This window comes from Lysobacter sp. P5_C4, from assembly GCF_054049695.1.
This window is the reverse complement of the sequence record NZ_JBFULX010000002.1, coordinates 674,057-700,762: the sequence shown is the minus strand read 5'-3', so window position 1 is coordinate 700,762 and position 26,706 is coordinate 674,057. Positions and strand designations below refer to the sequence as shown.

The following is a 26,706-nucleotide window of genomic DNA, read 5'->3' as shown; positions in this document are numbered from 1 at the left end:
CGATGCGGCTCTCGCAGTACGCGACGGGTCGCGACAACAACTTCAACCTGGTCCGGTTCATGGCGGCCTTCGCCGTGCTGTGGAGCCACAGCTACGCGATCGTGCTCAGCCCCGCCTTCGAACCGTGGGTGCAATGGCTCGGTTACACGCCGGGCGGCGTCGCGGTCGACGTGTTTTTCGTCACAAGCGGCTTCCTGGTCACTGCGAGCCTGCTGCGGCTGGACAACTTCAAGGCGTTCGTGCGCGCGCGTGCGCTGCGCATCTTCCCAGCGTTGCTGGTGATGTCGGCGCTGCTGGCGCTGGTGATGGGGCCCTGGATCACGACGCTGCCGCTGGCCGACTACTTCAGCGACTCCGCCGTCTGGAAATTCATCTGGAAGAACACGACCGTCCTCACCGGCCTGAAGTTCAGCCTGCCGGGCGTGTTCGAATCCAACCAGATGCAGGTCGTCAACGGCTCACTGTGGACGCTGCCCTTCGAACTGCGCTGCTACCTGACGCTCGCGCTGGTGTGGTGGGTGGCGGGCCTGGTCAAGTCGGACAAGGTGCGCACGTTCACGCGGATCGTCGTCGTGGGCACGGCGTTGATGCTGGTGGCGTTCTGGATCGCACACGCGCACGCCTACAAGCACTGGCACACCTTCCGCCTGTTCTTCTTTTTCTTCTGCGGCGCCGGCATGTGGATCTTCCGCGTCCGGATCCCGATGACGTGGAAGTTGTTCGTGCCCGCCTGCGTATTGCTGGTCGCGGGCATCGTGCAGCCGAAGGCGTTCTTCTGGATTTATCCGCTCACCGCGCCCTACATCGTGATGTGGCTGGCGTACGTCCCGGGCGGTTGGCTACGCAGCTTCAACAAGCTCGGCGACTACTCCTACGGCATCTACATCTATGCCTTCCCGATGCAACAGTTGCTGGTCTCGACGGTGCCGGGCATCACGCCCGTGCAGATGATCGCGGCTGCAGGCGCGGGGACGACCGCACTGGCCGTGTTGTCCTGGCACCTGGTCGAAAAGCCGGCGCTGGCGCGGAAGAAAGTCAGCGCTTGACAGGTTTGACGGGCGCCGGGTGCATGGCGTCGTATTTCTGTCCTTCCAGCAACGCCCACCCGACCAGCTCCTGCACGGTGGCCGATAGCGCGACGTCGAAGGCGCGCGCGACATCGCCGATCTTCGTCGAGGAGGCCAGCGCACGTTGCTTGAGCATGCGCGTGGCCACGACAGTGTTGCTGCGATTGGCCACCAGCTTGGCGACGATCTCCACGTCGGCGTTCGGCGTCGCGCCGCCCGCGTAATCGGACTGGAAATTGCGGATGTCGAGCAGCAACTCGTAATCGCCGGTGAGGCCGCTGCCGCGGCGCGCGACGCCGGCGATGCGCCCGCTGTCTTCGAAGGCGCGCAGCACTGCGTCCTGCACCAGGTCCGGCGCCGGTTCGGCCCAGATCGCGCCGTGGTAGACCTGCAATTCGCCATCCGTCGGGCGCACCACGATGCGTGGGGAATCCAGCAGTTCCGATGCGTGCGGGCGCGGGATCTGCAAGGCCCACTCCACCTGCGGCCACGCGGCATCGGGCTGCACCGTCGCTTCGGGTGCGTAGATCGCAATCGATTCCCGCTTTCCGACGATGCTGCTGCAGCCGGCCAGTGTCGCCAGCACGGCGGTTGCGACCACCAGGGCAATGCGCGTACTCATTCGGGCACGAACTCCTTCGGTTGCTGGCGGCCGAGCACGTAGCCCGCCGGGTTGGCGTCGAGGCGGCTGGCGACGCGGCGCAAGTCGCGCACCAGGCCACGCAGTTCGGTCATCGCCGGGCCGAGCTGCTGCAGGCCATTGGCGAGCGGCGCGCGATTGTCGGTGATCACGCCGTTGGCGTTGGTCGCGACCGATTCGAGTTGCGAGAGCGTGCGATCCAGTTTCCCGATGATCTGCGGCAACTGCCGCACGACATCGCGATCCAGGCGTTCGACTGCCCCGTTGGTCGTATTGAGCGTCACCTTCAACTGCTCGCTGGCCTGCCGCGCGTTGACGATCAGCGCGCCCAGGTCCTGGCGCTGCGCGGCGACCGAATCGGTCAACGCTTCGATGTTCGCCAGCGAGTCGGAGATACGCTGCACGTTCTCGTCGCTGAGCAGCACGTCCATGCGCGCCACCAGGCGATTGGCGGTGTCGGCGATATTCTGCAGCGCGGAAGGCTCCGTGGCGATGGTCGGCAGCACGTCGCTGTCGTTGGACACCAGTTGCGGTGCGGTCGGGCTCCCGCCGCTGAGCTGGATGAAGGTCGGGCCGGTGAGGCCGTCCTGCGAGATCTTCGCGTGCGTATCGGTCTTGATCGGCGTCTGGCTGTTGATGCGCACGGTGGCGATCACCTTGCGCGGGTCGTTCGGCGCCAGCCGCAATGCGTCGATGGTGCCGACGGTGATGCCGTTGTAGCGCACGCTCCCGCCTTCGAACAAACCGGTCACCGCTTCGTTGAAAACGATGTGGTACTTGTTCCATTCGCGTTCGGAGGACCAGTTGGCGGCCCACAGCGCGAACAGCAGGCCGAAGATGCTGACCGCCAGCGTGAACGCGCCGATCAGGACGTAGTTGGCCTTGGTTTCCATGGATCCTCCCTTCAGGCCATTGTGCCAGCGGCCGGCGCGCTGGAAGCGCGGGCGGCGCGGGCGCGCGGGCCGTGGAAATATTCCTGCACCCAGGGATGGTCGAAGCGCTCGACCTCCTCGATGGGCGCGTTCACCACCACGCGCTTGTCGGCCAGCACCGCGACGCGATCGCAGATCGCGTACAGCGTGTCGAGGTCGTGCGTGATCAGGAACACCGTCAGGCCCAGGGCCTGCTGCAGGGTCAGGATGAGTTCGTCGAACGCCGCCGCGCCGATGGGGTCCAGGCCGGCGGTCGGTTCGTCGAGGAACAACAGCGGTGGATCCAGCGCGAGTGCACGCGCCAGGCCCGCGCGCTTGCGCATGCCGCCCGAGAGCTGCGAGGGCAATTTGTTCACCGCCTCGGCCGGCAGGCCGGCGAGCTTCACCTTCAGCAGCGCCAGTTCGTAGCGCAGCGATTCGGGCAATTCGGGATGTTGCTCCTTCAGCGGCACCTGCACGTTCTCGCCGACGGTGAGCGAGGAGAACAGCGCGCCATCCTGGAACAGCACCCCGGTGTTGCGCTCGATGCGGTTGCGAATCTCCTCGTCTTCGCTGCGCGCGTCGACGTCGAGGACTTCGATCGTGCCGGCGTCGGGGCGCCGCAGGCCGATGATCGAGCGCATCAGCACCGATTTGCCCGCGCCCGAACCGCCCACGACACCGATGATTTCGCCGGCGCGCACATCCAGGTCGAGGTTCTCGTGCACGACCTGTTCGCCGAACCGGTTCTCCAGGCCCCGCACGCGGATGACGATGTTGTTTTCGTCGTTGGGCATGGTCAGATGTCCATCTGCAGGAACCACAGGGCCATGATCGCGTCGATGATGATCACCAGCGAAATGCTCTGCACCACGCTCGATGTCGTGCGTTCGCCGACCGATTGCGCCGTGCCTTCGACCTGCAGGCCTTCCAGGCACCCGATCAACCCGATGACGAGGGCGAACAACGGCGCCTTCGACAGGCCCACGAGGAAATGCCGCACTTCGATCGTCGCTTCCATGCGCGCGAGGTACGCTTGCGGCGGAATGTCCAGACTGAAGGCGCCGACGGACAGGCCGCCGAGCAAACCGGCGATCATCGCGATGAACGTGAGCAGCGGCAGCATCACCAGCAAGGCGATGACGCGCGGCAGCACGAGCAGGTCGATCGGGTCCATGCCGAGGGTGCGGATCGCATCGACTTCCTCGCGGCTCTGCATCGCGCCGATCTGCGCGGTGAACGCACTCGCGGTGCGGCCGGCCAGGATGATGGCGGTGAGCAGCACGCCGAATTCGCGCAGGAAGGCCACGTTGACCAGTTCGACGACGTAGATCTCCGCGCCGAAGTCGCGCAGGATGTTCGCGCCGAGGAAGGCGATCACCGCGCCGACCAGGTACGACAGCAGGAACACGAGCGGCACGGCGTCGAGCCCCACCTGTTCCATGTGGTAGACCGTCGCCGTGAGGCGGAAGCGCCGGGGCTGCGCGAGCATGCGGCCGAACTTCATCAGGTTTTCGCCGAGGAAACCGACCAGCGCGAGGATCTCGCGCCAGTTGTCGTGCACGGCATAACCCAGGCGGGCGAGCGCGGCACTGACACCGTATTCGCGTTTCTTCTTCGGGCGGTCGTCCGCGACATCTTCGATGGCCGAGACCAGCGGCACGTGGTCGTCGCGGAAGTGGAAGCTCTCCAGTTCCAGGCCGCGGCGGCGGGCATAGCGCAGCAAGAGCAGGACGCCGGCGGAGTCGAGATGTTCGATGTCGTGGGCGTCGACGGTTTCGACCGACTCCGGCGCCATCCGCAATTGCTCGGCCATGCCGGCGGCATGCACGAGCGTCCAGCTGCCGAGCAGGCGCAGGCGGCTGTCGGCATCGGTTTCTAGACTGGGCGGGCGGCTTTCGTCGCGCATCGGGTCCCCTTTGGCGCGGAGCATACAGAGTCCCGCTTGCGCCGGGCGTCGACGGCGCGATTACAGCAACCGGGCGTCGGACTTGCGGTACCACGCGGCGATGCGCTCGCCGTTCCAGCACAGGGCGACGTGTTCGGCCTGCTGCGCGGGGGGCACCGTCGCCTTCGGGGTGAACAGCGCGACACATTGCCCTCCGCGGCGCCGCACGCTGTCGTGGACGATGCCCGGCTCGCGCGCGTCTCGCTGCGTGCGCGCGAATGGCTGCGAGACGGCGTAACTGGCGGGATCCAGGAGGCCTGCCGGCGCGCGGCGGCCGCGGAGATCGAGCAGCCGCGCGCGGACCGGGACGCGATAGCAGCGCAGGTCGATTTCGATCGCCGGCTCCGCCGTGCGTGCGAGGAAACGGGCGCGGTGGTGGCTCACCTCGGCGACGGCGGTGTCTAGATCACTCGCCGCGTAGTACACGCCCCAGGTGCCGTCGGAGAAGCGCGAGCCTTCGGGATTGAGATGGGTGAACGCCGACATCACCGGCGTCGACCCCGGACCGCTGATGCGCTGGTCCTGCGGCAGGAGCGAAAGCGCGCCGTGTTCCTGCCGCAGGCGCGGGTTGCCGAGTGCTTCGACGGCGAACACGACATCGAGGTCGGCCGGATCGGCGACGGCATCGAACAGGCCCACCGCCGGATACCGGCTTGCGACTAGCCGGCACGAGGTGTCCCACGCGAGTTGGACGTGCGTCAGCCGCACGCGCGCCTCAGGACCAACCGCCGCGTTGCGCGTCGAGGTATTGGCGGACGACGAACAGATCCGACACCTGCCCGGCGAGCATGCGATCGAGCGCGGACTTGCCGCCGAACAGCGGCGCGGCGTTGTCGCCCTTGATCCAGGCGTGCGCGCGTTCCGGGATGGGCAGCAGCAACTGCAACGCGGCGTAGATGCCAAAGACGTGCGACAGGCGCTCGAGCGTGGCGTTGTCCAGGCCGCGCTTCACGCGCCCGCTTTTCCATTCGTAGAACGTGCTGCGGCCGCAATCGAGCAACTGGCGCTGCTGGTCGTTGGACAGGCCCCAGGCATCGGCGATGCGGAAGAAGGTGCGCAGCGCGGCCGCGGCGGACTCCGCCGAGGACAGGTCCGGTGCATGCACGTGCGGTGTTTCGAGTGGTTGGGCCATGGCGGACCCCAGGCGGGAGGCGAACTCCTTGTAATCCATATTGGGACTAATTGCAAGGATTTGTCCGCTCGCGGACGCGCCTGTGCCGGCGCCGCCGCCTTGGCGGGTGCAAGTGTCGTGCGATGCTTCGAACATGAGTGCCCCTCCTTCTTTGGTTCCCACAGCGGCGGCGGCAACGGCCGACGCCGCGAGCGCCGGCTATGCCGAACGCATCGAATTCGTGCTCGAAGTCGCCGAGCACCTGCACGCTTACGGCACCACCGCGCAACGGCTCGAAGGCGCAGTGGTCGCAGTCGCACAACGCCTCGGACTCGACTGCGAACCGTGGTCCAACCCCACGGGCATGATCCTGTCCTTCAGCGATCCGCGTCGACCCGCCGGCGTCTCGGATACGACGCGCGTGATCCGTTTGGCGCCCGGAGACACGAACCTCTACAAGTTGTGCGAGGCCGATCGCATCGCAGAAGACGTGATGGCCGGCCGCGTCGGCATCGCGCAAGGACATGCGCAACTTCGCGCACTCTCCAAACCGCCGACGACGCGACAGCGCGCGATCCAGATCTTCGGTTTCGGCCTCGCTTCCGCCGCGGTGGCGGGCCTCTTGCGCCTGCCCTGGCTCGACATCGGCACTGCAGGTTTGATCGGCCTGCTGATCGGCCTGCTCGAACTCGCCTCGCAAGGCCGCGCGCGATTGAACGAAGCCAGCGACGCGATCGCCGGCGTCGTCGCCGGCCTGGTCGCGATCACCGTTGCCAGCGCGATCGGACCGCTGAACCTCAACACGGTGACGATCGCCGCGCTCATCGTGTTGCTGCCCGGCATGACGCTCACCAACGCGGTGAACGAACTCACGAGCCGGCACCTGGTGTCCGGGACCGCGCGCTTCGCCGGCGCGCTGACGACGATCCTCAAGCTCACGATCGGCACCGTCATCGCGTTCAAGCTTGCGCAGTACATCGGTCTGCAACCGCACATCCGTGCATCGCGCCCGCAACCGGACTGGGTGGAAGGGCTGGCACTGGTGAGCGGCGCGTTCGCCTTCGCCGTGCTCTTCCGCGCGGGCTTGCGCGACTACTGGGTGGTGATGCTGTCGGCGGCGACGGGTTATCTCATCGCGCGCTTCGGCGGGCAGGCGTTCGACAGCCCGGCCGGCGTCTTCCTCGCTGCGCTGGTGACCTCCGCGCTCGGCAATGCTTACGCGCGCCTTGCGCAACGGCCGGGCGCGCTGGTGCGCGTCCCCGGCATCATCATGCTGGTACCGGGCAGCGTCGCGCTGCGCGGCGTGATCAACCTGGTGCAACAACAGAACGTCGATGCAGGCAGCGCCGCGGCGATCGCGGTGCTCAACTCGTTGATGGCGCTGGTTGCGGGGCTGTTGTTCGGAAACCTGCTGATTTCCGCGCGCCGCAACCTGTGACGTTTACCGGATGAGGAAGTCTTCGAGCTTCCGCCCGGCGGCGATCTGCGTGGCCATCCACTTCGGTTGCTGGCCGCGGCCGGCCCACGTCTCCGCGGAATTCTGCGGATTGCGGTACTTCGGCGCGACCTTGCCCAGCTTGTAACCCTTGGTCGACTTGCGCGAAGGCGCAGCGCCTGTCGCCGTGGCCTTCTTCGCCGGCGCAGCGCTTGCCGCGCCGCCGAACAGTTCACCGATCGTGTAACCCTCCGCGCGCGCCAGCGCGGTGAGCTTCTTGCGGACCAGCGCGATGGGCTTGCGCTTGCTGATCGTGGTGCGACGCTTCTTCGCTTGCGCGATCAGCGCGTCGAGTTCCTTGGCCGACAGGCCGTTGAGGTCGATGGGCATCGGGGCGTTCCTCCGCAAGGTGAAGGGGACACGGACAGGGAAATCGGTCAGGCGCGCAACCGTGCGAAGAGCGCCTGGCGATCGAGTTGTTCGGCATCGGCCGCGGTGCGCGCACGATACTCGAACGTGCCCGCGGCCAGCCCGCGCTCGGACACGACGACACGGTGCGGCACGCCGATCAGCTCGATGTCCGCGAACATCTGGCCGGGGCGCAGGCCGCGGTCGTCGAGCACCGCGTCGATGCCCGCCGCGTTGAGCTCGCGGTGCAGCGTTTCGGCGGCGGCGGCGACGTTCGCATCGTTCTTCGGGTTGATGATGCACACGGCCACCTGCCACGGCGCCATCGCTTCGGGCCAGAGGATGCCGTTGGCATCGTGGTTCTGTTCGATCGCGGCGGCAACGATGCGCGAAACACCGATGCCGTAGCAACCCATCATCGGCACGACGGCCTTGCCCGCCATGTCGAGCACGGTGCATTGCATCGCCTCGGCATATTTGCGGCCGAGCTGGAAGACGTGGCCCACTTCGATGCCGCGCGCGATGCCCAATGTGCCCTTGCCGTCGGGCGAGGAATCGCCTGCAACGACGTTGCGCACGTCGGCCACGATGTCGGCTTCGGGCAGGTCGCGCACCCAGTTCACGCCCGCGACGTGCCAGCCGTTTTCGTTGGCACCGACGACGAAATCGTGCATCGCTGCGACGCTGCGATCGGCGATCACGGTGATGTCGGCGCGCGACTGCAGCGGACCGAGGAAGCCGGGATCGGCACCGAGGTGCGTGGCGATTTCCGCTTCGGTGGCGAGGCGGTAGTCGGACAGGCCGGCGAGCTTGCGCAGCTTGACCTCGTTGACGACGTGGTCGCCGCGCACCAGGACCAAAACGAAGCCGTTATCGCCCATCACAGCAACCGACTTCACGGTGCGATCGAGCGTGATACCCATCAACGCAGCGACGTCTTCGCATGTCTTCTGTGTCGGCGTCTCCACCTTGCGCAAGGATTCCGCCGCCTCTTGCCGTGGACCGGGCGCGAGCGCCTCGGCCAATTCGATGTTGGCGGTGTAGTCCGACCCGTCGGAGAAGGCGATCGCGTCCTCGCCCGAATCGGCGAGCACCTGGAACTCATGGGAGGCATTGCCACCGATCGCGCCGGTGTCGGCGAACACCGCGCGGAATTTCAGGCCCAGGCGCGTGAAGATGCGCGTGTAGGTGTCGTACATGTTGCGGTATTCGTCGGCGAGCGAGGCTTCGTCGACGTGGAAGGAGTACGCATCCTTCATCAGGAATTCGCGCGCGCGCATCACGCCGAAGCGCGGGCGGATCTCGTCGCGGAACTTGGTCTGGATCTGGTAGAAGTTGACCGGCAATTGCTTGTAGCTGGACAACTCGTTGCGCGCGAAGTCGGTGATCACCTCTTCGTGCGTCGGGCCGTAGCAGTACTCGGCTTCCTTGCGGTCCCTGATCTTCAACAGCTGGCCGCCGAACTTCTGCCAGCGGCCCGTCTCTTCCCACAGCTCCTTCGGCTGGATCGAGGGCATCAGCAGTTCGATCGCGCCGGCGCGGTTCATTTCCTCGCGCACGATGCCTTCCACCTTGCGCAGCACGCGCAGGCCGAGCGGCGACCACGTGTACAGGCCAGCGGCGAGCTTGCGGACCATGCCCGCGCGGAGCATCAGCTGGTGGCTGACGACTTCGGCGTCGGCGGGCGTTTCCTTGACGGTGCGGAGATGGAATTGCGACAGGCGCATCGGGGGACTTCGGACGGCGGAAAGAGCCGCATTCTGCCACGGGACCCCGCAGCGCCCCCGGCCCGTACCGCGGAGCGCACCAAGGGCGGCGGCCGTCGACGTCGATCGCGCGCCCGGACACGCGGGCCCGGATCGGCGGGCTCGCGTGCCGCGCACCCGGCGCTGCCCGCCACGATGTCAGTTGCAGTTGGCGGCGGCGACCGATTGCATGGCCTGCACTTCCTGCTGGCGCTGTTTGTCGTCCAGCACCGCGTCGGGCTTGCCGTCGCCGTCGCGGTCGATCGACACGCCGGCCTGGCTGTTCAACACCGCGATGTTGGCCTGCGCCTGCTTGCAGGACTGTTCGCGCTGCTTGGCCCGCTGCGCGGCGGCCGCCTGCTCGGCGGCCTGCTGGTCGGCGGTGTCGGGCTTGGCCGCGGCATCGGCCGCGTCGGCGGGCTTCACGACGGCGGCGGGCGCGGCCGACGGCACCGGGTCGGCCGCGATGCGCACGTTCTTCTTCTTCGCGCCGGCCGGCGGCGGGGAATCGGAATAGTGGGTGACGCCCTTGGCGTCCTTCCAGGTGTAGACCTCCTGCGCGACCGCAGGCGCCAACATCACCAGGGCACAGGCACCCACGAGCAGGCGGATCGAACGGTTCATGGCGCTTCCCCTGAGGACATCGCGTATTCGCGTGGGGCGATTGCAGCACTGCGACGGGGGGCGCGCAAGCGACCTGCGTCGCAGGCGCTACACTTCGGCCATGGAGCCCATCGAACCGGCGCGGCCACGTCCGCGCGGCATTTACCTGCTGCCCAACCTGTTCACGACCGGCGGCCTGTTCGGGGGGTTCTTCGCGATCATCGCGGCCGCCCAGGGCAAATACGAGGCGGCCTGCCTCGCGATTTTCATCGCCGCGATCCTCGACGGCATCGACGGCCGGGTGGCCCGCATGACCAACACCCAGACCGAATTCGGCGTGCAGTACGACTCCCTCGCCGACCTGGTCAGCTTCGGCATGGCGCCGGCGCTGGTGATGTACCACTGGGCGCTGTCGTCGATGAAGCTCGACGGCGTGGTCTTCGGCAAGGTCGGCTGGCTCGTCGCCTTCCTCTATGCAGCGTGCGCCGCCTTGCGGCTGGCGCGCTTCAACAGCCAGGTCGGCACGGTCGACAAGCGCTGGTTCATCGGGCTGGCCAGTCCCGCGGCCGCCGGGTTGATGGCGAGTTTCGTCTGGACCTGCGACGAGATCGGTTATTCGGGCACCGAGTTGCGCTATCCGGCCGCTGCGGTCGCGGTGTTCGCCGGCCTGCTGATGGTCAGCCGCGTGCGCTACAACAGCTTCAAGGGCAGCGGCCAGGGCGCGCGCGCAGAACGCGTGCCGTTCACCGCGATCGTGATCGCCGTCGCCGCGCTGATCGCGCTGTGGATCGACCCGCCGCGCGTGCTGCTCGCGGTGACCGCGCTGTATGCGTTGTCGGGCCCGGTGATGTGGTTCCGTCGCCGCAAGGTCGTGAGCGAGGCGACATGAGCGATGTCTCGCCGCCGTGGGACGACTTCCAGCGCGACGTGCTCGACGCGCTCGGGCATGTCGTGTACCGCGTGCAGCACCCCGATGCCGTCGAAGACACACCGCTGACGCAGGCGATCGCGCGCGCGGCGAAGACCGACCTGCCATCGCTTCCCAGGCTCCCGTCGCTCGCACAGTTGCGCACGCCCGCCGCCAAGCGCGCGTTGTGGCCGCAGTTGCGCGCGTTGCGCAAGGCCGCGCGCCGATGAGCGCGCTCGCAGCCGACAGCCTGCCCCTTCCCGCGCTGCGCCCGATGCGGGAAGTCGATCTGCCCGATGTCATGGCGATCGAACAACGCGCCTACGCTTTTCCTTGGACGCAGGGCGTGTTCCGCGATTGCCTGCTCGCCAATCATCCGGCGTGGGTGCTCGTGCAGGACGGCGGCATCCTGGGCTACGCGGTGTTGAGCGTCGCCGCGGGCGAAGCGCACGTGCTCAACGTGTGCACCGCGCCGGAAGTCCAGGGTCGCGGCCATGGGCGCCGTTTGCTGCGCGCGATCCTGCAACTCGCGCGCGGGCGCGGTGCGCAGCGCGTGTTCCTCGAAGTACGTCCGTCCAATGCCGCGGCGATCGCGCTCTACCACGACGAAGGCTTCAACGAGATCGGCCGCCGCCCGCGCTATTACCCGGCGAAGGACGGGCGCGAGGACGCGCTGGTCATGGCGCTGGAGTTGCTCGTCGACGAAGATTGAGGCGCCTCATTTCGGCGCGACGTGCCGGAAGGTCAGGTTGATGCGCGGCCCCACCGCGCGTGCGGTGGGCGGCACCGCGTGCAGCCAGTTGCGTTGCGTCGCACCTGCCATCACGAGCAGGCTGCCGTGCGTGAGGTCGAGCCCGAGCGATTGTTTTCCTTCGCGCGCACGGAAGCGGAAGCGCCGCGTCGCACCGAGGCTCACCGATGCGATCAACGGTTCGGGCCCGAGCTCGGGTTCGCTGTCGCGATGGAAGCCCAGGCGGTCGGCGCCGTCGCGGTAGAGGTTGGCGAGCACGCTGTTGAAACCGCCCCGCAGTTCGCGCTCCAGCCGTTCGCGCACCGGTGCCAGCGCCGCGGGCCAGGGATGCGGTTCGAACAGCGTCCCGGAATAGGTGTAGGCCACATCGCCGATCCAGCAACTGAGCCGCGGGGCATCGAGCGTGCGGCCGTACACGGTGATGCGGTGGCGCTCCCACGGCAGGCCGGAGCACAGCGCCTCGAACAACGCCCACGCCTGCCCTTCGCCCAGCCACGCGGGGTCGAAGGCCACGTCCGCATCTGCCAGATGAATCGCCTGCGCCGCCATGCGCTTTAGAATGGCGCGATCCAATGGAGGGCGCCATGACCGAAACCGAACGCGACGTAATGGAGTACGACGTCGTCGTCGTCGGCGCCGGGCCCGCCGGCCTGGCCTGTGCGATCCGCGTCAAGCAGCACAACGCGCACATGACGGTCTGCGTGATCGAAAAGGCCTCGACGATCGGCGCGCACATCCTGTCCGGCGCGGTGATCGAACCGGGCCCGCTGGACGAAATGCTGCCCGGCTGGCGCGACAACCCGCCGCCGATCTGCATCCCCGCGGCCAGGGACGAATTCTGGTACCTCACCAAGACCGGCGGGTTCAAGCTGCCCACGCCGCCGCAGATGCACAACAAGGGCAACTTCGTCGTCAGCCTCGGCGCGTTGTGCGCATGGCTCGCGCCGCAGGCCGAAGCGCTGGGCGTGGATGTCTTCCCGGGGTTCGCGGCGTCGGAAACGCTGCACGATGAAAGCGGCCGCGTGATCGGCGTGCGCATCGGCGACATGGGCGTGGCGAAGGACGGCACGCACAAGCCCGCCTATACGCAGGGCATCGACATCCATGCGCGCGTCACCGTGCTCGCCGAAGGTGCGCGCGGGCATCTCACCAAACGGCTCATCAAGCGCTTCCAGCTCGACGCCGGCTGCGATCCGCAGGGCTACTCGATCGGCATCAAGGAACTCTGGCAGGTGCCCGAAGAACGCGTGAGCCCGGGCAAGATCGTGCATTCGCTCGGCTGGCCCGCGGACGACCGCACCTACGGCGGCAGCTTCCTCTATCACCTGGACAAGGGCCGCATCGCCCTGGGCTACATCAGCGGCCTGGATTACACCGATCCGCAGTACAAGCCATGGGAAGCCTTCCAGCAGTGGAAGAACCATCCCTCGGTCAAGCCCTTGCTCGAGGGCGGGACCATCGTGTCGGCGGGCGCGCGCGCGATCGTGACGGGCGGTTACCAATCGCTGCCGAAACTGGAAATGCCCGGCGCCATCCTGATCGGCGACGCGGCCGGCACGCTCAACGTGCCGAAGATCAAGGGCACGCACCAGGCCATCGAAACCGCGCTGCTCGCGGCCGAACACATCGTGGAGTTCGACACCAACACGCGCGGCTTCGACCGCAAGGTGCGCAAGTCGAAGGTCTTCCGCGAGCTCAGGCGCGTGCGCAACATCAAGCCGGGCTTCAAGCGCGGCCTCTGGTTCGGCCTGGCGAACGCGGCATGGGAAACCGTGACGTTCGGTCTGTCGCCCTGGACGCTGAAGAACAAGCCCGACTGGAACGCGCTGGACAAGGTGGCCGAACGCGAACGGGCCACGCGCGATTACGTGCAGCGCGACCTCGCGCCCCGCGACCGCCTGGCCGGCGTGTATTTCGCCGCCACCGAACACGACGAAGACCAGCCGGTGCACCTGGTGGTGCACGACCCGAGCGTGTGCGTCACCAAGTGCGCCGCCGAATACGACAACCCGTGTACGCGCTTCTGCCCGGCCGGCGTCTACGAGATCGTCGAGGATCCCGACGGCCCCGCCGGCACCGGCAAGCGCCTGCAGATCAACGCCGCCAACTGCGTGCACTGCAAGACCTGCGACATCAAGGATCCGTACGAGATCATCACCTGGGTCACGCCCGAAGGCGGCTCGGGCCCGAACTACCAGAACCTGTGATCCAAAATGACACCGGGCGCATTGCGCGCCCGGTGTTTTTCCACGTGACCCAATGCCCGCGTCAGCCGGCCTGCAACCAGGTCGGCGTGAGCGTCGTGGTGAGGTTCATCACCGTGTTGGCGTTCGCCGACAGCCAGATCACGTTCTGGCCATTGACCACGTTGCGCCACATCACGTCGTCCTTGCCGTCGTTGTTGAAATCGCCGATGGCGACCGGCACCGAATCCAGGTTGGGCTGGACCGCCATGCCTTGCGGCGTGGCCGAATTGCCCGAACGCCAGATCACGTTCTGCCCCGTGGCGAGGTTGCGCAGCAGGATGTCCGCCTTGCCGTCGCCGTTGAAATCGCCGGCGCCCATCACCGTCCACTGCGCCGCCCAGGCGGTGACGCCCTGCGTGGTCGCCCCGTTGCCCGACAGCCAGATCTGCGCCGCGCGCGTGGTGCTGTGGCGCCAGAGGATGTCCGACTTGCCGTCGCCGTTGAAGTCGCCGATGGCCGCGACCACCCAATCCAGGTCCGCCAGCGCGCGCAGCGACGTGGCCTGCGTGTTGACCGCACCGCGCCAGTAAACGTTCCCGCCGGTGCCGCCGTTGCGCCACAACAGGTCGGCCTTGCCGTCGCCGTTGAAGTCGCCCGCGCCGACGATGCCCCACGGCGCAGGCGGCGAACCGAGCGTGCCCTGCAAGGTGCTCTGGCCGTCGCGCCACAACAGGTTCTGGCCGCTGGTGCTGTTGCGCCAGACGATGTCGGACTTGCCGTTACCGTCGAAATCGGCGGTGCTGGCGATCTGCCACACCATGCTCGCCACGCCCTTGATCGACATGGACTGCTGCGAGACCGCGCCGCGCCACACCACGTTGCTGCCCGAGGTGAGGTTGCGCCACAACAGGTCGCTCTTGCCGTCGCCGTCGAAGTCGCCGCGATACCAGTTGCCCACCGTCGGCACCACGCTCTTGCGGAAGGCCGCGACCTGCGGGATGGTCAGGTTCAAGGTGCGCGCCGCGTTCGCCTCGTTGGCCACGCCGCACGCGAAGCCGTTGCAATCGGCCACGCTCGGGTTCGAATAGATCAGGAAGTTGTCCTTGCCCGGGCGTCGCACCGCCATCGTGTCGAAGAAGTCGCCGGCTTCGGGCGCTGCGAAGTAACCGAACGAATCGGCGAGACGACCGTATTCTTCCGGATCGAGCAGGTTGGTGTCGCCGTTGGTGTCGTCACTCCCGGCCGCGGTTGCGACGTCGTGCTGCAGGCCGAGGTTGTGGCCCACTTCATGCGCAAGATTGTCGTCGCGGCAGTTCGCGCCGCCATCGGTGAAGATCGTGCCGCTGGAGTCGCTCACCACCGAGTAGCCGAACGCCGCGCTCGCGGCGTTGATCGGCGTCTGCCCGCCACCGAGTTTCCAGCCGATGCCGCAGCTGCCGTTGGTATCGTTGTCGAAGGCGCGCACCAGCGTGACGAGGTCGGCGCCGAACTGTTCGCGTGCGAGCGCGAGCGGTTCCAGCGCGGCCGGGCGCGCGGCCGAGGTGCAGGTCACGCCGCTGTCGGGAAGCTCGCCGGTGTTGCTACGGTTCGTGCACGACACGCCGGTCAGCTGGAACAACGTTTCGCGGTTGTTGGTTTCGTCCGGGAAATCCACCTGGATGAATTGCGACGCGCGCAGCGAGCCGCCGACCTTGCTGTTGGCGAGGGCCAGGTTCGTCGTATCGACGAGGAAGCGCAGGCGCGTCACCGCTTGCGAGGTGCCACCCAGGCGCGTCGCGAAGCCGGCGGTGTAACCGACGACGATGTCCACGGTGCTCGTGGTGATCGGCGCCCTGGAGGCGACGAGCGATTGCGCACCCGCGGCGCTCGTACGCGACGCCATCGCGGCGGAGACGCGCGGACGCATGTCGTTCGCGAACGCGGTCGCTTCGGCGGGCAGGTTGATCGAATCGGCACCGGTCGGATCCTTGATGCCGAGCGCGATGGCCTTGTTCGGATCGCTTTCGACCATGAAGGTGCGATCGCCGATCGTCGTGATCTGCAGCGGCGCGCCCTTCTTGTAGGGGATCGTGCCGAAGACGGCCTTGTCGCCGAAGGTCAGCACGGTTTCCTTGCCGACCGGCGCGCCTTCCGCGCGACCGACGTACGACCAGTTGCCGTCGGCGTGTTCGACGCGGCGAACGAAGCCGACCTTCATCGTCGAACCATCGGGCGCCGGGAGCGTCAACGCTCCGCCGGCGACGGCGGCGCGCAACGCATGCGCTTCGCTGATCTGCACGTCGCGCCAGGTGGTGGCGCCGCGCTGGACCGGCGCGCCTTCGTACGCGACCAGCGAACCGTGGTCGGCGAGCGAAGCGATGCCCGATGCCTTGCGCACGGCACCTTGCGAATGCGGATGGGCAACGGCGCTGCGCGCGTCGGCACCCACGGTGGAAGTACTGTCGCCGTGGCAGGCCGCAAGCAGCCCGCAGGCGATCGAGATCGCGAGCAGATTACGCATATGGGGATCCCCCGTTGAAGGTCTGCAGGTGATACGGCAGGGTTCATGGAGGTGACGTGATGAAAACGCACGGATCGTCGCCGCTTGTTTCACACCGCGCCAACAAATACGCCCCGCGCTGGAAGCGCGGGGCGTGAGGGTTTTGCGAAGCCTGTTGAAGTAACGCGTTACATGTTGGGCTGGAACGCCGTGCCAACCGAGGCCCTGGTCGGGATCTGCGCCTGCGTGCCCGACTTCCAGACCTGGTTGGCACCGTTGGTGTGGCGCCAGAAAATGTCGGCGCGACCGTCGCCATCGAAATCGCCGACGCCGGCCACGCGCCAGGCAAGATTGGAGACGGTCGCCACCGCGGTCTTCGTGGCCGAGGAGGCCGAACGCCAGATTTCGTTCGCGCCCGTCGAGGTGTTGCGGAACAGGATGTCGGCCTTGCCGTCGCTGTCGAAATCGCCCACGCCCGCGACGATCCATTGCGCCGGCATGTTGTTGACCGATTGCGTCGTCGCCCCGTTGCCCGAACGCCAGATCAGGTTCGCGCCATTGGTGGGGTTGCGCCACAGCACGTCGGCCGCGCCGTCGCCATTGAAGTCGGCCGCCGCGACGAACTTCCACACCGTCCCCGCATTGGCCAGCGTCGACTTCGTCGCCACGTTCGCCGAACGCCACAGCACGTTCGCGCCGGTCGTCGGATGGCGCCACCACACGTCGGCCTTGCCGTCGCCGTTGAAGTCGGCAACCGCCGCGATGCTCCACGCGGTTGCGACCGCGCCCATCGACGCACGCGTCTGGTTGTTGCCCGACAGCCAGATCGAGTTGCCGCCGGTCGAGGTGTTGCGCCAGACGATGTCGCCGCGTCCGTCGCCGTTGACGTCGCCGATGCCGCCCAGCGTCCACGGCGCCGCCGTGGCCGCGACGTTGAGCGTCGACGTGCCGGCGGGGTTGTACCAGAGCACGTTCGCGCCGTTGGTGTTGTGCCACAAGATGTCGGCATTGCCGTCGCCGTTGAAATCCGAACGCGGGATCGGCGTGGATTGCGCGAGCGAGGTGTAGAACGAGGCGACGATCGGGATCGTGCTGGACAGGCTCCGCGCGTTGTCCGCGTCGGCCGTGCCGCACGCACTCCCGCAGTAGTTGATGCGCGGGTTGGAGAAGACGCGATAGCTTTTCTGGCCGTCGTCTTCGTAGGCCATGATCGTGAAGAAGTTGCCGGCGCTGGTCTTGTAACCGAACGAATACGGGTAGGCCCCGTGTTCGTCCATGGTCAAGAGGCCGTCGTCGCCCGCGGCCGTGGTCGCGTCGTGCGCCGAGCCCATGTTGTGGCCGAGTTCGTGCGCCAGGGTTTCGTTGCGGCACACCCACCCGTTGTCGGGGAACGGGCTTCCGCTGCTGTCGTCGTAGCCGTTGCCGTTCGAATCGCTGACCACGGAGACGGCCGCATAGGCGTCGTCCTTCGTGATCGGGATTTCGCCGCCGCCGATGAGCCAGGCGATGCCGCAACTGACGTTTGCCTCGCTGAAGTTGCGCACCAGCGACACCAGGTCGGCGTGCAGCGTTTCGCGCGCATTCGTGAGTGGTTGCAGCGCGGCGGGAATCGGCGCGTCGTCGCACGTGAGGCCGCCGTTCGACAATTCGGTGCAGGTCACGCCACTGAGTTCGCGCAATGCCGCTTCGTTGTCGGTGGCGTCCGGGTAATCCACCGGCACGGTGCCGACGAGGCGCAGTCGGCCGTTGATCTGGCTGTTGACGAAGGCCTGGTTGGCGACCGCGACGAGGAAGGTCAGGCGCGTGTTCGCCTGCGAGGTTCCGCCCAGGCGCGAGGCGAACGTGTTCGTGTAACCGAGCACGACATCGACGGTGCTCGACTCCGGCACCAGGCCCGAGGCGACCAGCGCCTGCGTCCCGGGTTGCGCGGCGGCGCGCTGGCGCACCTTGTCGCGCGCGCCTGCGAGGACCGGCGGAAGCAACGAATCGGGGCCCTTCGGCCGGCGCGGGTCGTTGTGCAGGCGCGCGAGCTTCACCGGGTCGGTTTCCATCAGGAACGTGCGGCCCTGCGCCGAAGCAATGCGCAGCGAGGGCTTGCGGCCGTAGGGCACGGTGCCGAACACGGCCTTCGGCCCGAAGGTGATGATCGCCTCGGTGCCCGGCTTGGTGCCTGCCGGGCGACCGACCCAGGTCCAGTTCCCGTCGCCGTGGTCGACCACGTGGTCGAACTTCAGCGCGATGGTCGAACCGTCGGGCGCAGGCACGTCGAGCGTGCCCGTCGCAATGGCGTTCATGGCGTGCGCTTCGCTCAACGCGATGTCGTGCCACGTGTAGGCGCTGCGGGTGACCGGCGCGCCGGCGGTGTAAGCGAGCAGTTGCCCACGGTCCGGCAAGCCGGCGATGGCGCGCGCACGATGGTCGCGCAGGCCGGCGGGCGCATGCGGAGCGGACGCCGCGGCGGTGCCTTTCGCGGCGGTTCCATCGCCGTCGGAAGGTGTGTCGTGTGCGGTGCAGGCCGCCAGGGCGAGTGCGCTGGCGAGGAGCAGAGGAAGGCGCATTGAAATGGGTTCCCGTTGAGGTGGTGTACCGCCGCGAACCGTGGGAGACGGCCCCCTGATGCAGCGTGCACGGGACTTCCAAGTCCCGCTCGGCTAAGGATTATCCCGATGCGATGGCAGACGCAAGCCTCGTGCCGTCACGAATCGACGTGGGCGTTTTGCTGCGGTTACCGTGAAGTGACCCGTTTGGTTCAGCAATGACCCGGCAGGTCACCCCTGGACCGGTTCAGGGCGAGGCGATCACCGCCAGGCCGGCCGGCGGATCGAAGCCGACCAGCGTGCAGGCGGCGAATCCGGCCTCGAGCACCATGGCCCAGGTGTCGGCCCCGAATTCGGTGTGCACGAGCAGGTCGTCGGTCGCGGTCGACGGATCGCCGTGGTAACTGCGCGGAAGACCGCGCCGGCCGCGCGTCAGGCGGCCCGGGAGGATCGGGACGGTGAACACCGCCGCACCCCCCGGTTTCAGCACGCGACGCATCTCCATCAGCGCGGCCTTCGGATCGGGCACGTGTTCGAGCGTGTCGGAATGGACGATGCGGTCGAAGGACGCATCCGGATACGCGAGCGCTTGCAGGTCGATTTGCGGCCATGCGCCGTAGACATGCCCCGGAAGCCGCTGCAGGCGCGCATGCAGCGTGCCGGCTTCGTTCACTTCGAGCACCGACAACGTCGGCGCCGATGCGATCCATGCATCGAGTGTTCCGGCGTGCCCGGCGCTGCGGCACAGCGCGGCGGCGAGCGCGATCGAACGCAGGTTGGCACCGCACTGCGTGCAGACCGTGCCCTGCTGCCGATCGACGAAGGCGGCCTCGTGCGCGGCGAGTTCCCATTCGTCGATGAGCGCGGGCCAGAGCACCGCGCGATCGAGATAGTCACGCGCACCGCACACGGCGCAAGGCGGCAGTTGCGCGGAGGTCGCGTTCGACGCGCCCGTCATTCGACGAGCGGGACGCCGGTCTTCTCGCGCACCTCGTCGAGCGCGACGCCCGGCGCCAGTTCCGTCAGGCGCAGGCCCGCAGGGGTCACGTCGAAGACGCCGAGTTCGGTGATCACGCGATTCACCACGCCCACGCCGGTGAGCGGAAGCGTGCACTGCGGGAGCAACTTGTGTTCGCCGTTCTTCGCGGTGTGTTCCATCAGCACGACCACGCGCTTGACGCCGGCGACCAGGTCCATCGCACCGCCCATGCCCTTGACCATCTTGCCGGGCACCATCCAGTTCGCGAGATCGCCCTGGTCGGTGACCTGCATCGCGCCGAGGATCGCCAGGTCGATGTGGCCGCCGCGGATCATCGCGAAGGAATCGTGGCTGCCGAAATAACTCGCACCCTGGCGCGCGGTGACCGTCTGCTTTCCGGCGTTGATGAGGTCCGCATCGACCTCGGCATCCACCGGGAAGGGCCCGATGCCGAGCAAACCGTTCTCCGATTGCAACCACACGTCGATGCCGTCGGGAATGTAGTTGGCCACGAGCGTCGGCAAGCCGATGCCGAGGTTGACGTATGCGCCATCGGTGAGTTCCTGCGCGGTGCGTTGCGCCATCTCATCGCGGGTCCAGGCCATTACACGCCTCCCTGGCGGACGGTGCGCTGTTCGATGCGCTTTTCGGGCGTCGCATTGACGACGATACGGTCGACGTAGATGCCGGGCAGGTGCACGTGGTCGGGATCGATCTGCCCGATCTCGACCAGCTGCTCCACTTCCACCACCGTCGTCTTGCCGGCCATCGCGACCGCCGGGTTGAAATTGCGCGCGGTCTTGCGGAACACGAGGTTCCCGGCCTTGTCGGCCTTCCACGCCTTCACCAGCGAGACGTCGGCGTGCAGCGCGGTTTCGAGCACGTAGTGGTGGCCGTCGAACTCGCGCGTTTCCTTGCCGTCGGCCACGATCGTGCCGTAACCGGTGCGGGTGAAGAATGCCGGGATGCCTGCGCCGCCCGCGCGCAGGCGTTCGGCCAGCGTGCCCTGCGGATTGAATTCGAGTTCCAGCTCGCCGGCGAGGTACTGGCGTTCGAACTCCTTGTTCTCGCCGACATACGAGGAAATCATCTTGCGGATCTGCCGCGTCGCGAGCAGCTGGCCCAGGCCGAAGCCGTCGACGCCGGCGTTGTTCGAAATCACCGTGAGGCCCTTCGCCCCGGTGTCGCGCAGCGCGGCGATGAGCGCCTCGGGGATGCCGCACAGGCCGAAACCGCCGACCGCGAGCGTCTGTCCGTCCGCGACGAGGTCGGCCAAGGCCGTCGCCGCGTCCGGGAATAGCTTGTTGCCGGCCATGGAACCTCCGATGCAAAGAGCATGGATTCTAGCGCCTGCACGTCCTGCGCCCATCGGTCTTTCGTCCACCTTGCCGGCCGGCCGGGCTAAAATCGCGGTCCGCTTCGTTCACCGGATGCCCTCCCCCAATGAAGATCCTCGTCGGCTACAAGCGCGTGGTGGACTACAACGTCCGCATCCAGGTCAAACCCGACGGTTCGGGCGTGGTCACCGAGGGCGTGAAGCTCTCGGCCAACCCGTTCGACGAGATCGCGCTCGAGGAAGCCCTGCGGTTGCGCGACAAAGGCATCGCCACGGAAGTGATCGTGGCCACCATCGCCCCCGCCGATGCCCAGGCCCACCTGCGCAACGGCCTGGCCATGGGCGCCAACCGCGCGATCCACGTGGTCGCCGATGGCCCCATCGCCCCGCTCACCGCCGCGCGCGCGCTGCTGAAGCTGGTCGAGAAGGAACAGCCCGACCTGGTCATCCTCGGCAAGCAGGCCATCGACGACGACGCCAACCAGACCGGCCAGATGCTCGCCACGTTGTGGGGCCGCCCGCAGGCGACCTTCGCTTCCAAGCTCGACGTCGCCGATGGCAAGGCCACGGTCGTGCGCGAAGTCGACGCGGGCCTGGAAACGCTCGAAGTCGACCTGCCCGCCGTCGTCACCACGGACCTCCGCCTCAACGAGCCGCGCTTCATCAAGCTGCCCGACATCATGAAGGCCAAGAGCAAGCCGATGGAGTCCATCCCGTTCGCCGACCTCGGCGTGGAGGCCGGCGACGAACTCAAGACCACGCACTACGCGCCGCCCGCCAAGCGCAGCAAGGGCGTGATGGTGAAGGACGCGGCCGAACTGGTCGCCGCACTGAAAGCGAAGGGGTTGCTCTGATGTCGAACAACACGCAGTCCAAGGTCCTGATCGTTGCCGAACATCTCGACGGCAAGCTCAACGCGTCCACCGCCAAGTGCGTGTCCGCGGCGAAGGCGCTGAATCCCGAATCGATCGACGTGCTCGTGCTTGCGGCCGATCCCGCCGGCGTGGCCGCCGAAGCGGCGAAGCTGCAGGGCGTCGCGCGCGTGCTGGCCGTGTCCAACGCTGCGAATGCAAATGCGATCGCGCAAGTGCAGGCGCCGCAGGTCGCCAGGCTGGCCGACGGCTACACGCACGTGTTCGGCCCGAGCACCACGTTCGGCAAGGACCTGATGCCGTGCGTCGCCGCGCTGCTCGGCGTGTCGCAGGTGTCCGACGTCATGGCAATCGGAGGCGCCTACACCTTCAAGCGTCCGATCTACGCGGGCAATGCGATCGTCACCGTCGACGCACCGCAGGGTCGCCCGGTCGTCGCCACCGTGCGCACGGCGTCGTGGCCGGAAGTGGCGCGCGATGGCAGCGCGAGCGTCGAATCGGCGAACGCCGATGCGACGCTCCCGACGCACACGCGCTTCCAGGGCCTGGCCGCCGGCAAGTCCGATCGCCCCGACCTGCAGAGCGCGCGCCGCGTCGTGTCCGGTGGCCGCGGCGTGGGCTCGGCCGAGAACTTCAAGATCGTCTATGCGCTCGCCGACAAGCTCGGCGCCGCGGTCGGCGCCTCGCGCGCGGCCGTCGACGCCGGTTACGTGCCCAACGAGATGCAGGTCGGCCAGACCGGCAAGATCATCTCGCCGGAGTTGTATGTCGCCGTCGGCATCAGCGGCGCGATCCAGCACCTGACGGGCATCAAGGACGCGGGCACCATCGTCGCGATCAACAAGGATCCCGAAGCGCCGATCTTCGAAATCGCCGACATCGGCCTGGTCGGCGATCTGTTCAAGCTGCTGCCGGAGTTGCAGGCCGCGCTCGGATGAACCCGCCCGAGGCCGCGACACCGGAACTCTCGGTCACCGTTCCGATCTTCGATGAAGAAGACAACGTCGATCCACTCCATGCGCGCACGGCCGCGGCGCTCGACGCGCTCGGCCGGCCCTGGGAACTGATCTTCGTCAACGACGGCAGCCGCGATCGATCGGCCGAACGCCTCGATGCCATCGCCGCCGCCGACCCGCGCGTGCACGTCGTGCACCTGCGCCGCAACTACGGCCAGACCGCGGCGTTCATGGCCGGCCTGGACCACGCCTCGGGCGAGATCATCGTGCCGATGGACGGCGACCTGCAGAACGACCCGGCCGACATCGGCCGCCTGCTCGCCAAACTCGACGAGGGCTTCGACGTCGTCTCCGGGTGGCGCAAGGACCGCAAGGATGCGGCCATCAAGCGCAATCTCCCCAGCCGCCTGGCCAACGGCCTGATCTCCTCGGTGTCGGGCGTGCACCTGCACGACTACGGTTGCTCGCTGAAGGCGTATCGCCGCCGCGTGCTCGACGACGTGAAGCTGTACGGCGAGATGCATCGCTTCGTGCCGATCTACGCCGCCTGGAACGGCGCGCGCGTCACCGAACTCGAAGTCACGCACCATCCGCGCGTCCACGGCACCTCGAAGTACGGCCTGGAGCGCGTGATCAAGGTGGTGCTCGACCTGGTCGTGGTGAAGTTCCTGTTCCGCTATGCGAGCAAGCCGATCTACCTGTTCGGCGGTTTCGGGCTGCTGAACTTCGCCGGCGCCGGCCTGGTGATGGCGTGGGCGCTGTGGCTCAAATTCTTCGAAGGCACCTCGCTGATCAAGACGCCGTTGCCGATGCTGTCGGTGATCCTCTTCGCGCTCGGCGTGATGAGCTTCCTGATGGGTTTGCTCGCCGAGATGCTCAACCGCACGTACCACGAGTCGCAGGCCAAGCCCGTCTATCACGTCGCGCGCGTCGTCGGCGCGCGCGCGGAGGGCTAAGCCATGTGCGGCATCGCCGGCGCCGTCGGGCGTTTCGCGCGCGTCGACGCCGACGTGCTGCGGCGCATGACAGACCGCATCGCGCATCGCGGCCCGGATGCCGACGGTCACTTCGTCGATGCGCACAACGGCGTGTTCCTCGGCCATCGCCGCCTGTCGATTCTCGACATCGCCGGCGGCGCGCAGCCGATGGAAAGCCAGGACGGCCGTTTCGTCCTGGTCTACAACGGCGAGATCTACAACTTCCGCGAATTGCGGCGCGAACTCGAAGCGCAGGGTGCGCACTTCCGCAGCGACCACTCCGACACCGAGGTCCTCCTGCACGGCTACCGCGCGTGGGGACGCGCGTTGCCCGGCCGCCTCAACGGGATGTGGGCGTTCGCGTTGCTCGACCGCGAACGCAAGGAACTCTTCCTCTCGCGCGATCGTTTCGGAAAGAAGCCGCTGTACTGGCACGCAGGGCGCGAGGGATTCGCCTTCGCTTCCGAGCTCACCGCACTGCGCGAACATCCCGCCGTGCCGTCGACGCCCTCGCCGCTGGCGATTCGCAAATACTTCGCCTACGGCTACATCCCGGCGCCGCTCACGCATCTGGAAGGCGTGCACAAATTGCCCGCCGGCCACTCGATGACGGTCGACCTGGCCACCTGTGCGCCATCCGTCGAACGCTACTGGGCCTACGAGGCCGAACCGGCCGACGTGGCGGTCACCGCGCGCGCAGCGGATGCGTGGACCGATGAACTGATCGCACTGCTCGATGCGGCGGTGCAACGGCGCCTGGTCGCGGACGTGCCGGTCGGCGCATTCCTCAGCGGCGGGATCGATTCGTCGATGGTCGCCGCGCTCGCGATGCGACACGTGGGGCGGGAACAACTGACGACGTTCTCCATCGGCTTCGACGAAGCCGGCTTCGACGAAACCGCGCACGCCGCGCTGGTCGCGCGGCACATTGGCGCTTCGCATGTCGTCGAGACACTGTCGATCGAACGGGCGCTGGAAATCCTTCCGCGCCTGGCGCGCGATCTCGATGAACCCTTCGCCGATTCCTCCCTGCTTCCGACCTACCTGCTGTGCCAGCACGCGCGCCGGCACGCCACCGTCGCCCTCGGCGGCGACGGCGCCGACGAGCTGTTCGCCGGCTACGATCCCTTCAAGGCGCTGCGCCATGCGCAAGTTTGGTCGCACCTGCCGCGGCCGGTGCATCGCGCGGTCTCGATGCTGGCCGCGCGGCTTCCGGTGTCGCACGGTTACATGAGCTTCGACTTCAAGGTCAAGCGCATGCTGCGCGGACTGGACCACCCGGCGCACCTGTGGCTGCCCACGTGGATGGCGCCGCTTTCGCACGCCGACCTCGAAGCGCTGGCGGGTGAGCCGGTCGACCTGGACGCGGTCTACAGCGAGGCCATCGACGCGTGGGACAACTGCCCGTCGAAGGACCCCGTGGATCGCGCGACGAACTTCTTCGTGCGCCTGTACCTGCAGGAAGACATCCTGGCGAAGGTGGATCGCGCGAGCATGCTCCACTCGCTGGAAGTGCGTGCGCCGTTCCTCGACATCGACCTGGTCGATTTCGCGCGCCGCTTGCCGTCCTCGGTGAAGCTGCGCGGCAACACCACCAAGTGGTTGCTCAAGCGCGCGGCCGAACGTTTCCTGCCGCGCGAAATCGTGCACCGGCGCAAGCAGGGGTTCGCCGTGCCGATCGGCCGGTGGTTCGCGCAGGGTGCGTTGCCGGCCGATCCGGCTGCACTGTCGGCGCCGTTCTGGCGCGGCAAACTGGACGCGCATCGCCGCGGCGTCGCCGATCACCGGCTCGCGCTCTGGAGCCAGTGCGTGGTGTTCGACACGCTTGCCGCATCCCCGCGCGATGCCCGCGCACCCGACACCCGACCCGCCCATGCCTGATCCGATGCCCCAACCCGCAACGCCACCGATCGATGCCGCCCTGCTCGCCCTGTTGCGTTGCCCGGAAACGGGCGAACCTTTGCACGCCGACGCAGGCGCGCTCGTCAATGCATCGCGCACGCGTCGTTACGCGGTCACGCAAAGCGGGATCCCGCTGTTCGCCGAGCACTTCCTCTCCGACGCCGGCCGCATCCAGCAGGCGCATTACGATCGGGTCGCGGCCGACTACATCGCCAACCTGACCTACCCGCATACGCTGGAATACACCGCGTATCTCGACGCGGCCTTCGAACGCGAACTCGACGGCGCGAACCTGCAGGCCATCGCCGAATTGTGTTGCGGCCGCGGCGAAGCGGTGCGCCTGCTCGCCGGTCGATTCGACCGCGCCATCGGCGTCGACATCTCGCGCTCGATGCTGGAATCGGCGGCGGCGGAATTCGGCGCCGAATGCAGCTTCGTGCAGGGCGATGCCACGCGCCTCCCGCTGGCCGATGCCGTGTTCGATTCGGTCTTCATGTTCGGCGGCATCCACCACGTCAACGATCGCGACGCGCTGTTCGCCGAAGTGCACCGGATCCTGAAACCCGGCGGCCGTTTCTTTTTCCGCGAACCGGTGAGCGATTTCTGGCCCTGGCGCGCGATCCGCGCGGTGATCTACCGCTTCTCGCCGGCGTTGGACCACGACACCGAACGCCCGCTGCTGTGGCAGGAAACCGTGCCGGTGCTGGAGCGCCACGGTTTGCGCCCGCTCGCATGGAAGACCTACGGGTTCCTCGGTTTCTGTTTCTTCATGAACAGCGACGTCCTCGTCTTCAACCGACTGTTCCGTTTCATTCCGGGCATCCGCGGAATCACGCGGCTGGCGGCGCGGCTCGACGACTGGACGCTGAAGATCCCCGGCTTGCGCCGCGCGGGGCTGCAAGTCGTGGGCGTCGCGGAGAAGCCGCGTTGAACGCGCCCCGCGCCGGGTGCTCGGC

26 protein-coding genes are annotated in these 26,706 nt (G+C 67.5%); 11 read left to right on the top strand and 15 right to left on the bottom strand.

The features are described from left to right. The first annotated feature begins 2 nt into the window (after nucleotides 1-2). Nucleotides 3-1,046, top strand: coding sequence for an acyltransferase family protein (locus ACXJJ8_RS07710; protein ID WP_499028461.1), 1,044 nt, complete (start codon nucleotides 3-5; stop codon nucleotides 1,044-1,046). On the opposite strand, the gene ACXJJ8_RS07705 is transcribed toward ACXJJ8_RS07710, so the two are convergent. Genes ACXJJ8_RS07705 through ACXJJ8_RS07680 form a run of 6 tightly spaced genes read right to left on the bottom strand, consistent with a single transcriptional unit; the run spans nucleotide 1,036 to nucleotide 5,698 of the window. Next, complete coding sequence (locus ACXJJ8_RS07705; RefSeq protein ID WP_499028459.1) at nucleotides 1,036-1,689, bottom strand: ABC-type transport auxiliary lipoprotein family protein; 654 nt, start codon at nucleotides 1,687-1,689, stop codon at nucleotides 1,036-1,038. The two genes, ACXJJ8_RS07710 and ACXJJ8_RS07705, sit on opposite strands and share 11 nt — an antisense overlap. Continuing rightward, nucleotides 1,686-2,600, bottom strand: a complete 915-nt coding sequence (locus ACXJJ8_RS07700; RefSeq protein ID WP_499028457.1) for an MlaD family protein — start codon at nucleotides 2,598-2,600, stop codon at nucleotides 1,686-1,688. Before ACXJJ8_RS07700 ends, ACXJJ8_RS07705 begins: the two co-directional genes overlap by 4 nt. An 11-nt stretch (nucleotides 2,601-2,611) precedes the next feature. Next, complete coding sequence (locus ACXJJ8_RS07695) at nucleotides 2,612-3,415, bottom strand: ABC transporter ATP-binding protein (RefSeq protein ID WP_499028453.1); 804 nt, start codon at nucleotides 3,413-3,415, stop codon at nucleotides 2,612-2,614. A 2-nt stretch (nucleotides 3,416-3,417) separates the two neighbouring features. Further along, a complete protein-coding gene (locus ACXJJ8_RS07690) occupies nucleotides 3,418-4,527 on the bottom strand; it encodes an MlaE family ABC transporter permease (RefSeq protein ID WP_499028450.1) in 1,110 nt (369 codons plus the stop codon). 60 nt (nucleotides 4,528-4,587) lie between these two features. Next, nucleotides 4,588-5,274, bottom strand: coding sequence for an RES family NAD+ phosphorylase (locus ACXJJ8_RS07685; RefSeq protein WP_499028447.1), 687 nt, complete (start codon nucleotides 5,272-5,274; stop codon nucleotides 4,588-4,590). A 7-nt stretch (nucleotides 5,275-5,281) separates the two neighbouring features. Next, nucleotides 5,282-5,698 (bottom strand): MbcA/ParS/Xre antitoxin family protein, encoded by a 417-nt coding sequence (locus ACXJJ8_RS07680; RefSeq protein WP_499028445.1) that lies wholly within the window; start codon nucleotides 5,696-5,698, stop codon nucleotides 5,282-5,284. Between the two features lie 133 nt (nucleotides 5,699-5,831). On the opposite strand from ACXJJ8_RS07680, the gene ACXJJ8_RS07675 reads away from it, so the two are divergent. After that, nucleotides 5,832-7,115 (top strand): threonine/serine exporter family protein, encoded by a 1,284-nt coding sequence (locus ACXJJ8_RS07675; protein ID WP_499028442.1) that lies wholly within the window; start codon nucleotides 5,832-5,834, stop codon nucleotides 7,113-7,115. Between the two features lie 3 nt (nucleotides 7,116-7,118). Here ACXJJ8_RS07675 and ACXJJ8_RS07670 read toward each other — a convergent pair whose 3' ends face one another. From ACXJJ8_RS07670 to ACXJJ8_RS07660, 3 genes are all read right to left on the bottom strand, one after another. After that, nucleotides 7,119-7,502 (bottom strand): H-NS histone family protein, encoded by a 384-nt coding sequence (locus ACXJJ8_RS07670; RefSeq protein WP_499028440.1) that lies wholly within the window; start codon nucleotides 7,500-7,502, stop codon nucleotides 7,119-7,121. A gap of 47 nt (nucleotides 7,503-7,549) precedes the next feature. After that, a complete protein-coding gene (locus ACXJJ8_RS07665; protein ID WP_499028439.1) occupies nucleotides 7,550-9,247 on the bottom strand; it encodes a proline--tRNA ligase in 1,698 nt (565 codons plus the stop codon). Between the two features lie 177 nt (nucleotides 9,248-9,424). Next, complete coding sequence (locus ACXJJ8_RS07660; RefSeq protein WP_499028436.1) at nucleotides 9,425-9,889, bottom strand: DUF4124 domain-containing protein; 465 nt, start codon at nucleotides 9,887-9,889, stop codon at nucleotides 9,425-9,427. A gap of 100 nt (nucleotides 9,890-9,989) precedes the next feature. Between ACXJJ8_RS07660 and pssA the strand changes: the two genes are divergently transcribed. The 3 genes from pssA to rimI are packed head-to-tail and all read left to right on the top strand — an operon-like array spanning nucleotide 9,990 to nucleotide 11,487. Further along, nucleotides 9,990-10,757 (top strand): CDP-diacylglycerol--serine O-phosphatidyltransferase, encoded by a 768-nt coding sequence (pssA, locus tag ACXJJ8_RS07655; protein ID WP_499028435.1) that lies wholly within the window; start codon nucleotides 9,990-9,992, stop codon nucleotides 10,755-10,757. After that, entirely contained in the window at nucleotides 10,754-11,005 is a 252-nt protein-coding gene (locus ACXJJ8_RS07650) for a hypothetical protein (RefSeq protein WP_499028432.1), read from the top strand. The genes pssA and ACXJJ8_RS07650 overlap by 4 nt, the downstream gene beginning before the upstream one ends. Continuing rightward, complete coding sequence (gene rimI / locus ACXJJ8_RS07645) at nucleotides 11,002-11,487, top strand: ribosomal protein S18-alanine N-acetyltransferase (protein WP_499028431.1); 486 nt, start codon at nucleotides 11,002-11,004, stop codon at nucleotides 11,485-11,487. Before ACXJJ8_RS07650 ends, rimI begins: the two co-directional genes overlap by 4 nt. 6 nt (nucleotides 11,488-11,493) lie before the next feature. Here rimI and ACXJJ8_RS07640 read toward each other — a convergent pair whose 3' ends face one another. Then, a complete protein-coding gene (locus ACXJJ8_RS07640; RefSeq protein WP_499028430.1) occupies nucleotides 11,494-12,075 on the bottom strand; it encodes an alpha-ketoglutarate-dependent dioxygenase AlkB family protein in 582 nt (193 codons plus the stop codon). A gap of 23 nt (nucleotides 12,076-12,098) precedes the next feature. Between ACXJJ8_RS07640 and ACXJJ8_RS07635 the strand changes: the two genes are divergently transcribed. Then, nucleotides 12,099-13,733 carry an electron transfer flavoprotein-ubiquinone oxidoreductase gene (locus ACXJJ8_RS07635; protein WP_499028427.1) on the top strand — a complete coding sequence of 545 codons (1,635 nt, stop codon included), beginning with the start codon at nucleotides 12,099-12,101 and terminating at the stop codon, nucleotides 13,731-13,733. Nucleotides 13,734-13,794: 61 nt separating this feature from the next. Here the strand turns inward: ACXJJ8_RS07635 and ACXJJ8_RS07630 are convergent, their stop codons facing one another. From ACXJJ8_RS07630 to ACXJJ8_RS07610, 5 genes are all read right to left on the bottom strand, one after another. Further along, on the bottom strand, nucleotides 13,795-16,212 hold the full coding sequence (locus ACXJJ8_RS07630; RefSeq protein WP_499028425.1) for an FG-GAP-like repeat-containing protein: 2,418 nt from the start codon (nucleotides 16,210-16,212) through the stop codon (nucleotides 13,795-13,797). A 167-nt stretch (nucleotides 16,213-16,379) separates the two neighbouring features. Further along, nucleotides 16,380-18,749 carry an FG-GAP-like repeat-containing protein gene (locus ACXJJ8_RS07625; protein WP_499028423.1) on the bottom strand — a complete coding sequence of 790 codons (2,370 nt, stop codon included), beginning with the start codon at nucleotides 18,747-18,749 and terminating at the stop codon, nucleotides 16,380-16,382. A gap of 226 nt (nucleotides 18,750-18,975) precedes the next feature. Further along, a complete protein-coding gene (locus tag ACXJJ8_RS07620; RefSeq protein ID WP_499028421.1) occupies nucleotides 18,976-19,686 on the bottom strand; it encodes a class I SAM-dependent methyltransferase in 711 nt (236 codons plus the stop codon). After that, nucleotides 19,683-20,312 (bottom strand): CoA transferase subunit B, encoded by a 630-nt coding sequence (locus tag ACXJJ8_RS07615; protein WP_499028419.1) that lies wholly within the window; start codon nucleotides 20,310-20,312, stop codon nucleotides 19,683-19,685. The genes ACXJJ8_RS07620 and ACXJJ8_RS07615 overlap by 4 nt, the downstream gene beginning before the upstream one ends. Next, nucleotides 20,312-21,022: a CoA transferase subunit A gene (locus tag ACXJJ8_RS07610; RefSeq protein ID WP_499028417.1), complete on the bottom strand. Its 711-nt coding sequence runs from the start codon at nucleotides 21,020-21,022 to the stop codon at nucleotides 20,312-20,314. Before ACXJJ8_RS07610 ends, ACXJJ8_RS07615 begins: the two co-directional genes overlap by 1 nt. Nucleotides 21,023-21,150: 128 nt before the next feature. On the opposite strand from ACXJJ8_RS07610, the gene ACXJJ8_RS07605 reads away from it, so the two are divergent. Genes ACXJJ8_RS07605 through ACXJJ8_RS07585 form a run of 5 tightly spaced genes read left to right on the top strand, consistent with a single transcriptional unit; the run spans nucleotide 21,151 to nucleotide 26,681 of the window. Beyond that, nucleotides 21,151-21,897: an electron transfer flavoprotein subunit beta/FixA family protein gene (locus tag ACXJJ8_RS07605; RefSeq protein WP_499028414.1), complete on the top strand. Its 747-nt coding sequence runs from the start codon at nucleotides 21,151-21,153 to the stop codon at nucleotides 21,895-21,897. Next, the gene (locus ACXJJ8_RS07600; RefSeq protein ID WP_499028412.1) at nucleotides 21,897-22,853 is read left to right on the top strand and encodes an electron transfer flavoprotein subunit alpha/FixB family protein; all 957 of its coding nucleotides are present in this window, start codon (nucleotides 21,897-21,899) and stop codon (nucleotides 22,851-22,853) included. Before ACXJJ8_RS07605 ends, ACXJJ8_RS07600 begins: the two co-directional genes overlap by 1 nt. After that, nucleotides 22,850-23,827: a glycosyltransferase family 2 protein gene (locus ACXJJ8_RS07595; RefSeq protein ID WP_499028410.1), complete on the top strand. Its 978-nt coding sequence runs from the start codon at nucleotides 22,850-22,852 to the stop codon at nucleotides 23,825-23,827. The genes ACXJJ8_RS07600 and ACXJJ8_RS07595 overlap by 4 nt, the downstream gene beginning before the upstream one ends. 3 nt (nucleotides 23,828-23,830) lie before the next feature. Further along, complete coding sequence (gene asnB / locus ACXJJ8_RS07590) at nucleotides 23,831-25,729, top strand: asparagine synthase (glutamine-hydrolyzing) (protein WP_499028408.1); 1,899 nt, start codon at nucleotides 23,831-23,833, stop codon at nucleotides 25,727-25,729. A 4-nt stretch (nucleotides 25,730-25,733) separates the two neighbouring features. Continuing rightward, complete coding sequence (locus ACXJJ8_RS07585; protein ID WP_499028405.1) at nucleotides 25,734-26,681, top strand: class I SAM-dependent methyltransferase; 948 nt, start codon at nucleotides 25,734-25,736, stop codon at nucleotides 26,679-26,681. Nucleotides 26,682-26,706: the final 25 nt, after the last annotated feature.

Bases quoted from the DNA above. Each gene is read 5' to 3' on its own strand.
- ACXJJ8_RS07710 (WP_499028461.1), top strand. From the start codon at position 3: ATGCGGCTCTCGCAGTACGCGACGGGTCGCGACAACAACTTCAACCTG.
- ACXJJ8_RS07705 (WP_499028459.1), bottom strand. From the start codon at position 1,689: ATGAGTACGCGCATTGCCCTGGTGGTCGCAACCGCCGTGCTGGCGACA.
- ACXJJ8_RS07700 (WP_499028457.1), bottom strand. From the start codon at position 2,600: ATGGAAACCAAGGCCAACTACGTCCTGATCGGCGCGTTCACGCTGGCG.
- ACXJJ8_RS07695 (WP_499028453.1), bottom strand. From the start codon at position 3,415: ATGCCCAACGACGAAAACAACATCGTCATCCGCGTGCGGGGCCTGGAG.
- ACXJJ8_RS07690 (WP_499028450.1), bottom strand. From the start codon at position 4,527: ATGCGCGACGAAAGCCGCCCGCCCAGTCTAGAAACCGATGCCGACAGC.
- ACXJJ8_RS07680 (WP_499028445.1), bottom strand. From the start codon at position 5,698: ATGGCCCAACCACTCGAAACACCGCACGTGCATGCACCGGACCTGTCC.
- ACXJJ8_RS07675 (WP_499028442.1), top strand. From the start codon at position 5,832: ATGAGTGCCCCTCCTTCTTTGGTTCCCACAGCGGCGGCGGCAACGGCC.
- ACXJJ8_RS07670 (WP_499028440.1), bottom strand. From the start codon at position 7,502: ATGCCCATCGACCTCAACGGCCTGTCGGCCAAGGAACTCGACGCGCTG.
- ACXJJ8_RS07665 (WP_499028439.1), bottom strand. From the start codon at position 9,247: ATGCGCCTGTCGCAATTCCATCTCCGCACCGTCAAGGAAACGCCCGCC.
- ACXJJ8_RS07660 (WP_499028436.1), bottom strand. From the start codon at position 9,889: ATGAACCGTTCGATCCGCCTGCTCGTGGGTGCCTGTGCCCTGGTGATG.
- pssA (WP_499028435.1), top strand. From the start codon at position 9,990: ATGGAGCCCATCGAACCGGCGCGGCCACGTCCGCGCGGCATTTACCTG.
- ACXJJ8_RS07650 (WP_499028432.1), top strand. From the start codon at position 10,754: ATGAGCGATGTCTCGCCGCCGTGGGACGACTTCCAGCGCGACGTGCTC.
- rimI (WP_499028431.1), top strand. From the start codon at position 11,002: ATGAGCGCGCTCGCAGCCGACAGCCTGCCCCTTCCCGCGCTGCGCCCG.
- ACXJJ8_RS07640 (WP_499028430.1), bottom strand. From the start codon at position 12,075: ATGGCGGCGCAGGCGATTCATCTGGCAGATGCGGACGTGGCCTTCGAC.
- ACXJJ8_RS07635 (WP_499028427.1), top strand. From the start codon at position 12,099: ATGGAGGGCGCCATGACCGAAACCGAACGCGACGTAATGGAGTACGAC.
- ACXJJ8_RS07630 (WP_499028425.1), bottom strand. From the start codon at position 16,212: ATGCGTAATCTGCTCGCGATCTCGATCGCCTGCGGGCTGCTTGCGGCC.
- ACXJJ8_RS07625 (WP_499028423.1), bottom strand. From the start codon at position 18,749: ATGCGCCTTCCTCTGCTCCTCGCCAGCGCACTCGCCCTGGCGGCCTGC.
- ACXJJ8_RS07620 (WP_499028421.1), bottom strand. From the start codon at position 19,686: ATGACGGGCGCGTCGAACGCGACCTCCGCGCAACTGCCGCCTTGCGCC.
- ACXJJ8_RS07615 (WP_499028419.1), bottom strand. From the start codon at position 20,312: ATGGCCTGGACCCGCGATGAGATGGCGCAACGCACCGCGCAGGAACTC.
- ACXJJ8_RS07610 (WP_499028417.1), bottom strand. From the start codon at position 21,022: ATGGCCGGCAACAAGCTATTCCCGGACGCGGCGACGGCCTTGGCCGAC.
- ACXJJ8_RS07605 (WP_499028414.1), top strand. From the start codon at position 21,151: ATGAAGATCCTCGTCGGCTACAAGCGCGTGGTGGACTACAACGTCCGC.
- ACXJJ8_RS07600 (WP_499028412.1), top strand. From the start codon at position 21,897: ATGTCGAACAACACGCAGTCCAAGGTCCTGATCGTTGCCGAACATCTC.
- ACXJJ8_RS07595 (WP_499028410.1), top strand. From the start codon at position 22,850: ATGAACCCGCCCGAGGCCGCGACACCGGAACTCTCGGTCACCGTTCCG.
- asnB (WP_499028408.1), top strand. From the start codon at position 23,831: ATGTGCGGCATCGCCGGCGCCGTCGGGCGTTTCGCGCGCGTCGACGCC.
- ACXJJ8_RS07585 (WP_499028405.1), top strand. From the start codon at position 25,734: ATGCCCCAACCCGCAACGCCACCGATCGATGCCGCCCTGCTCGCCCTG.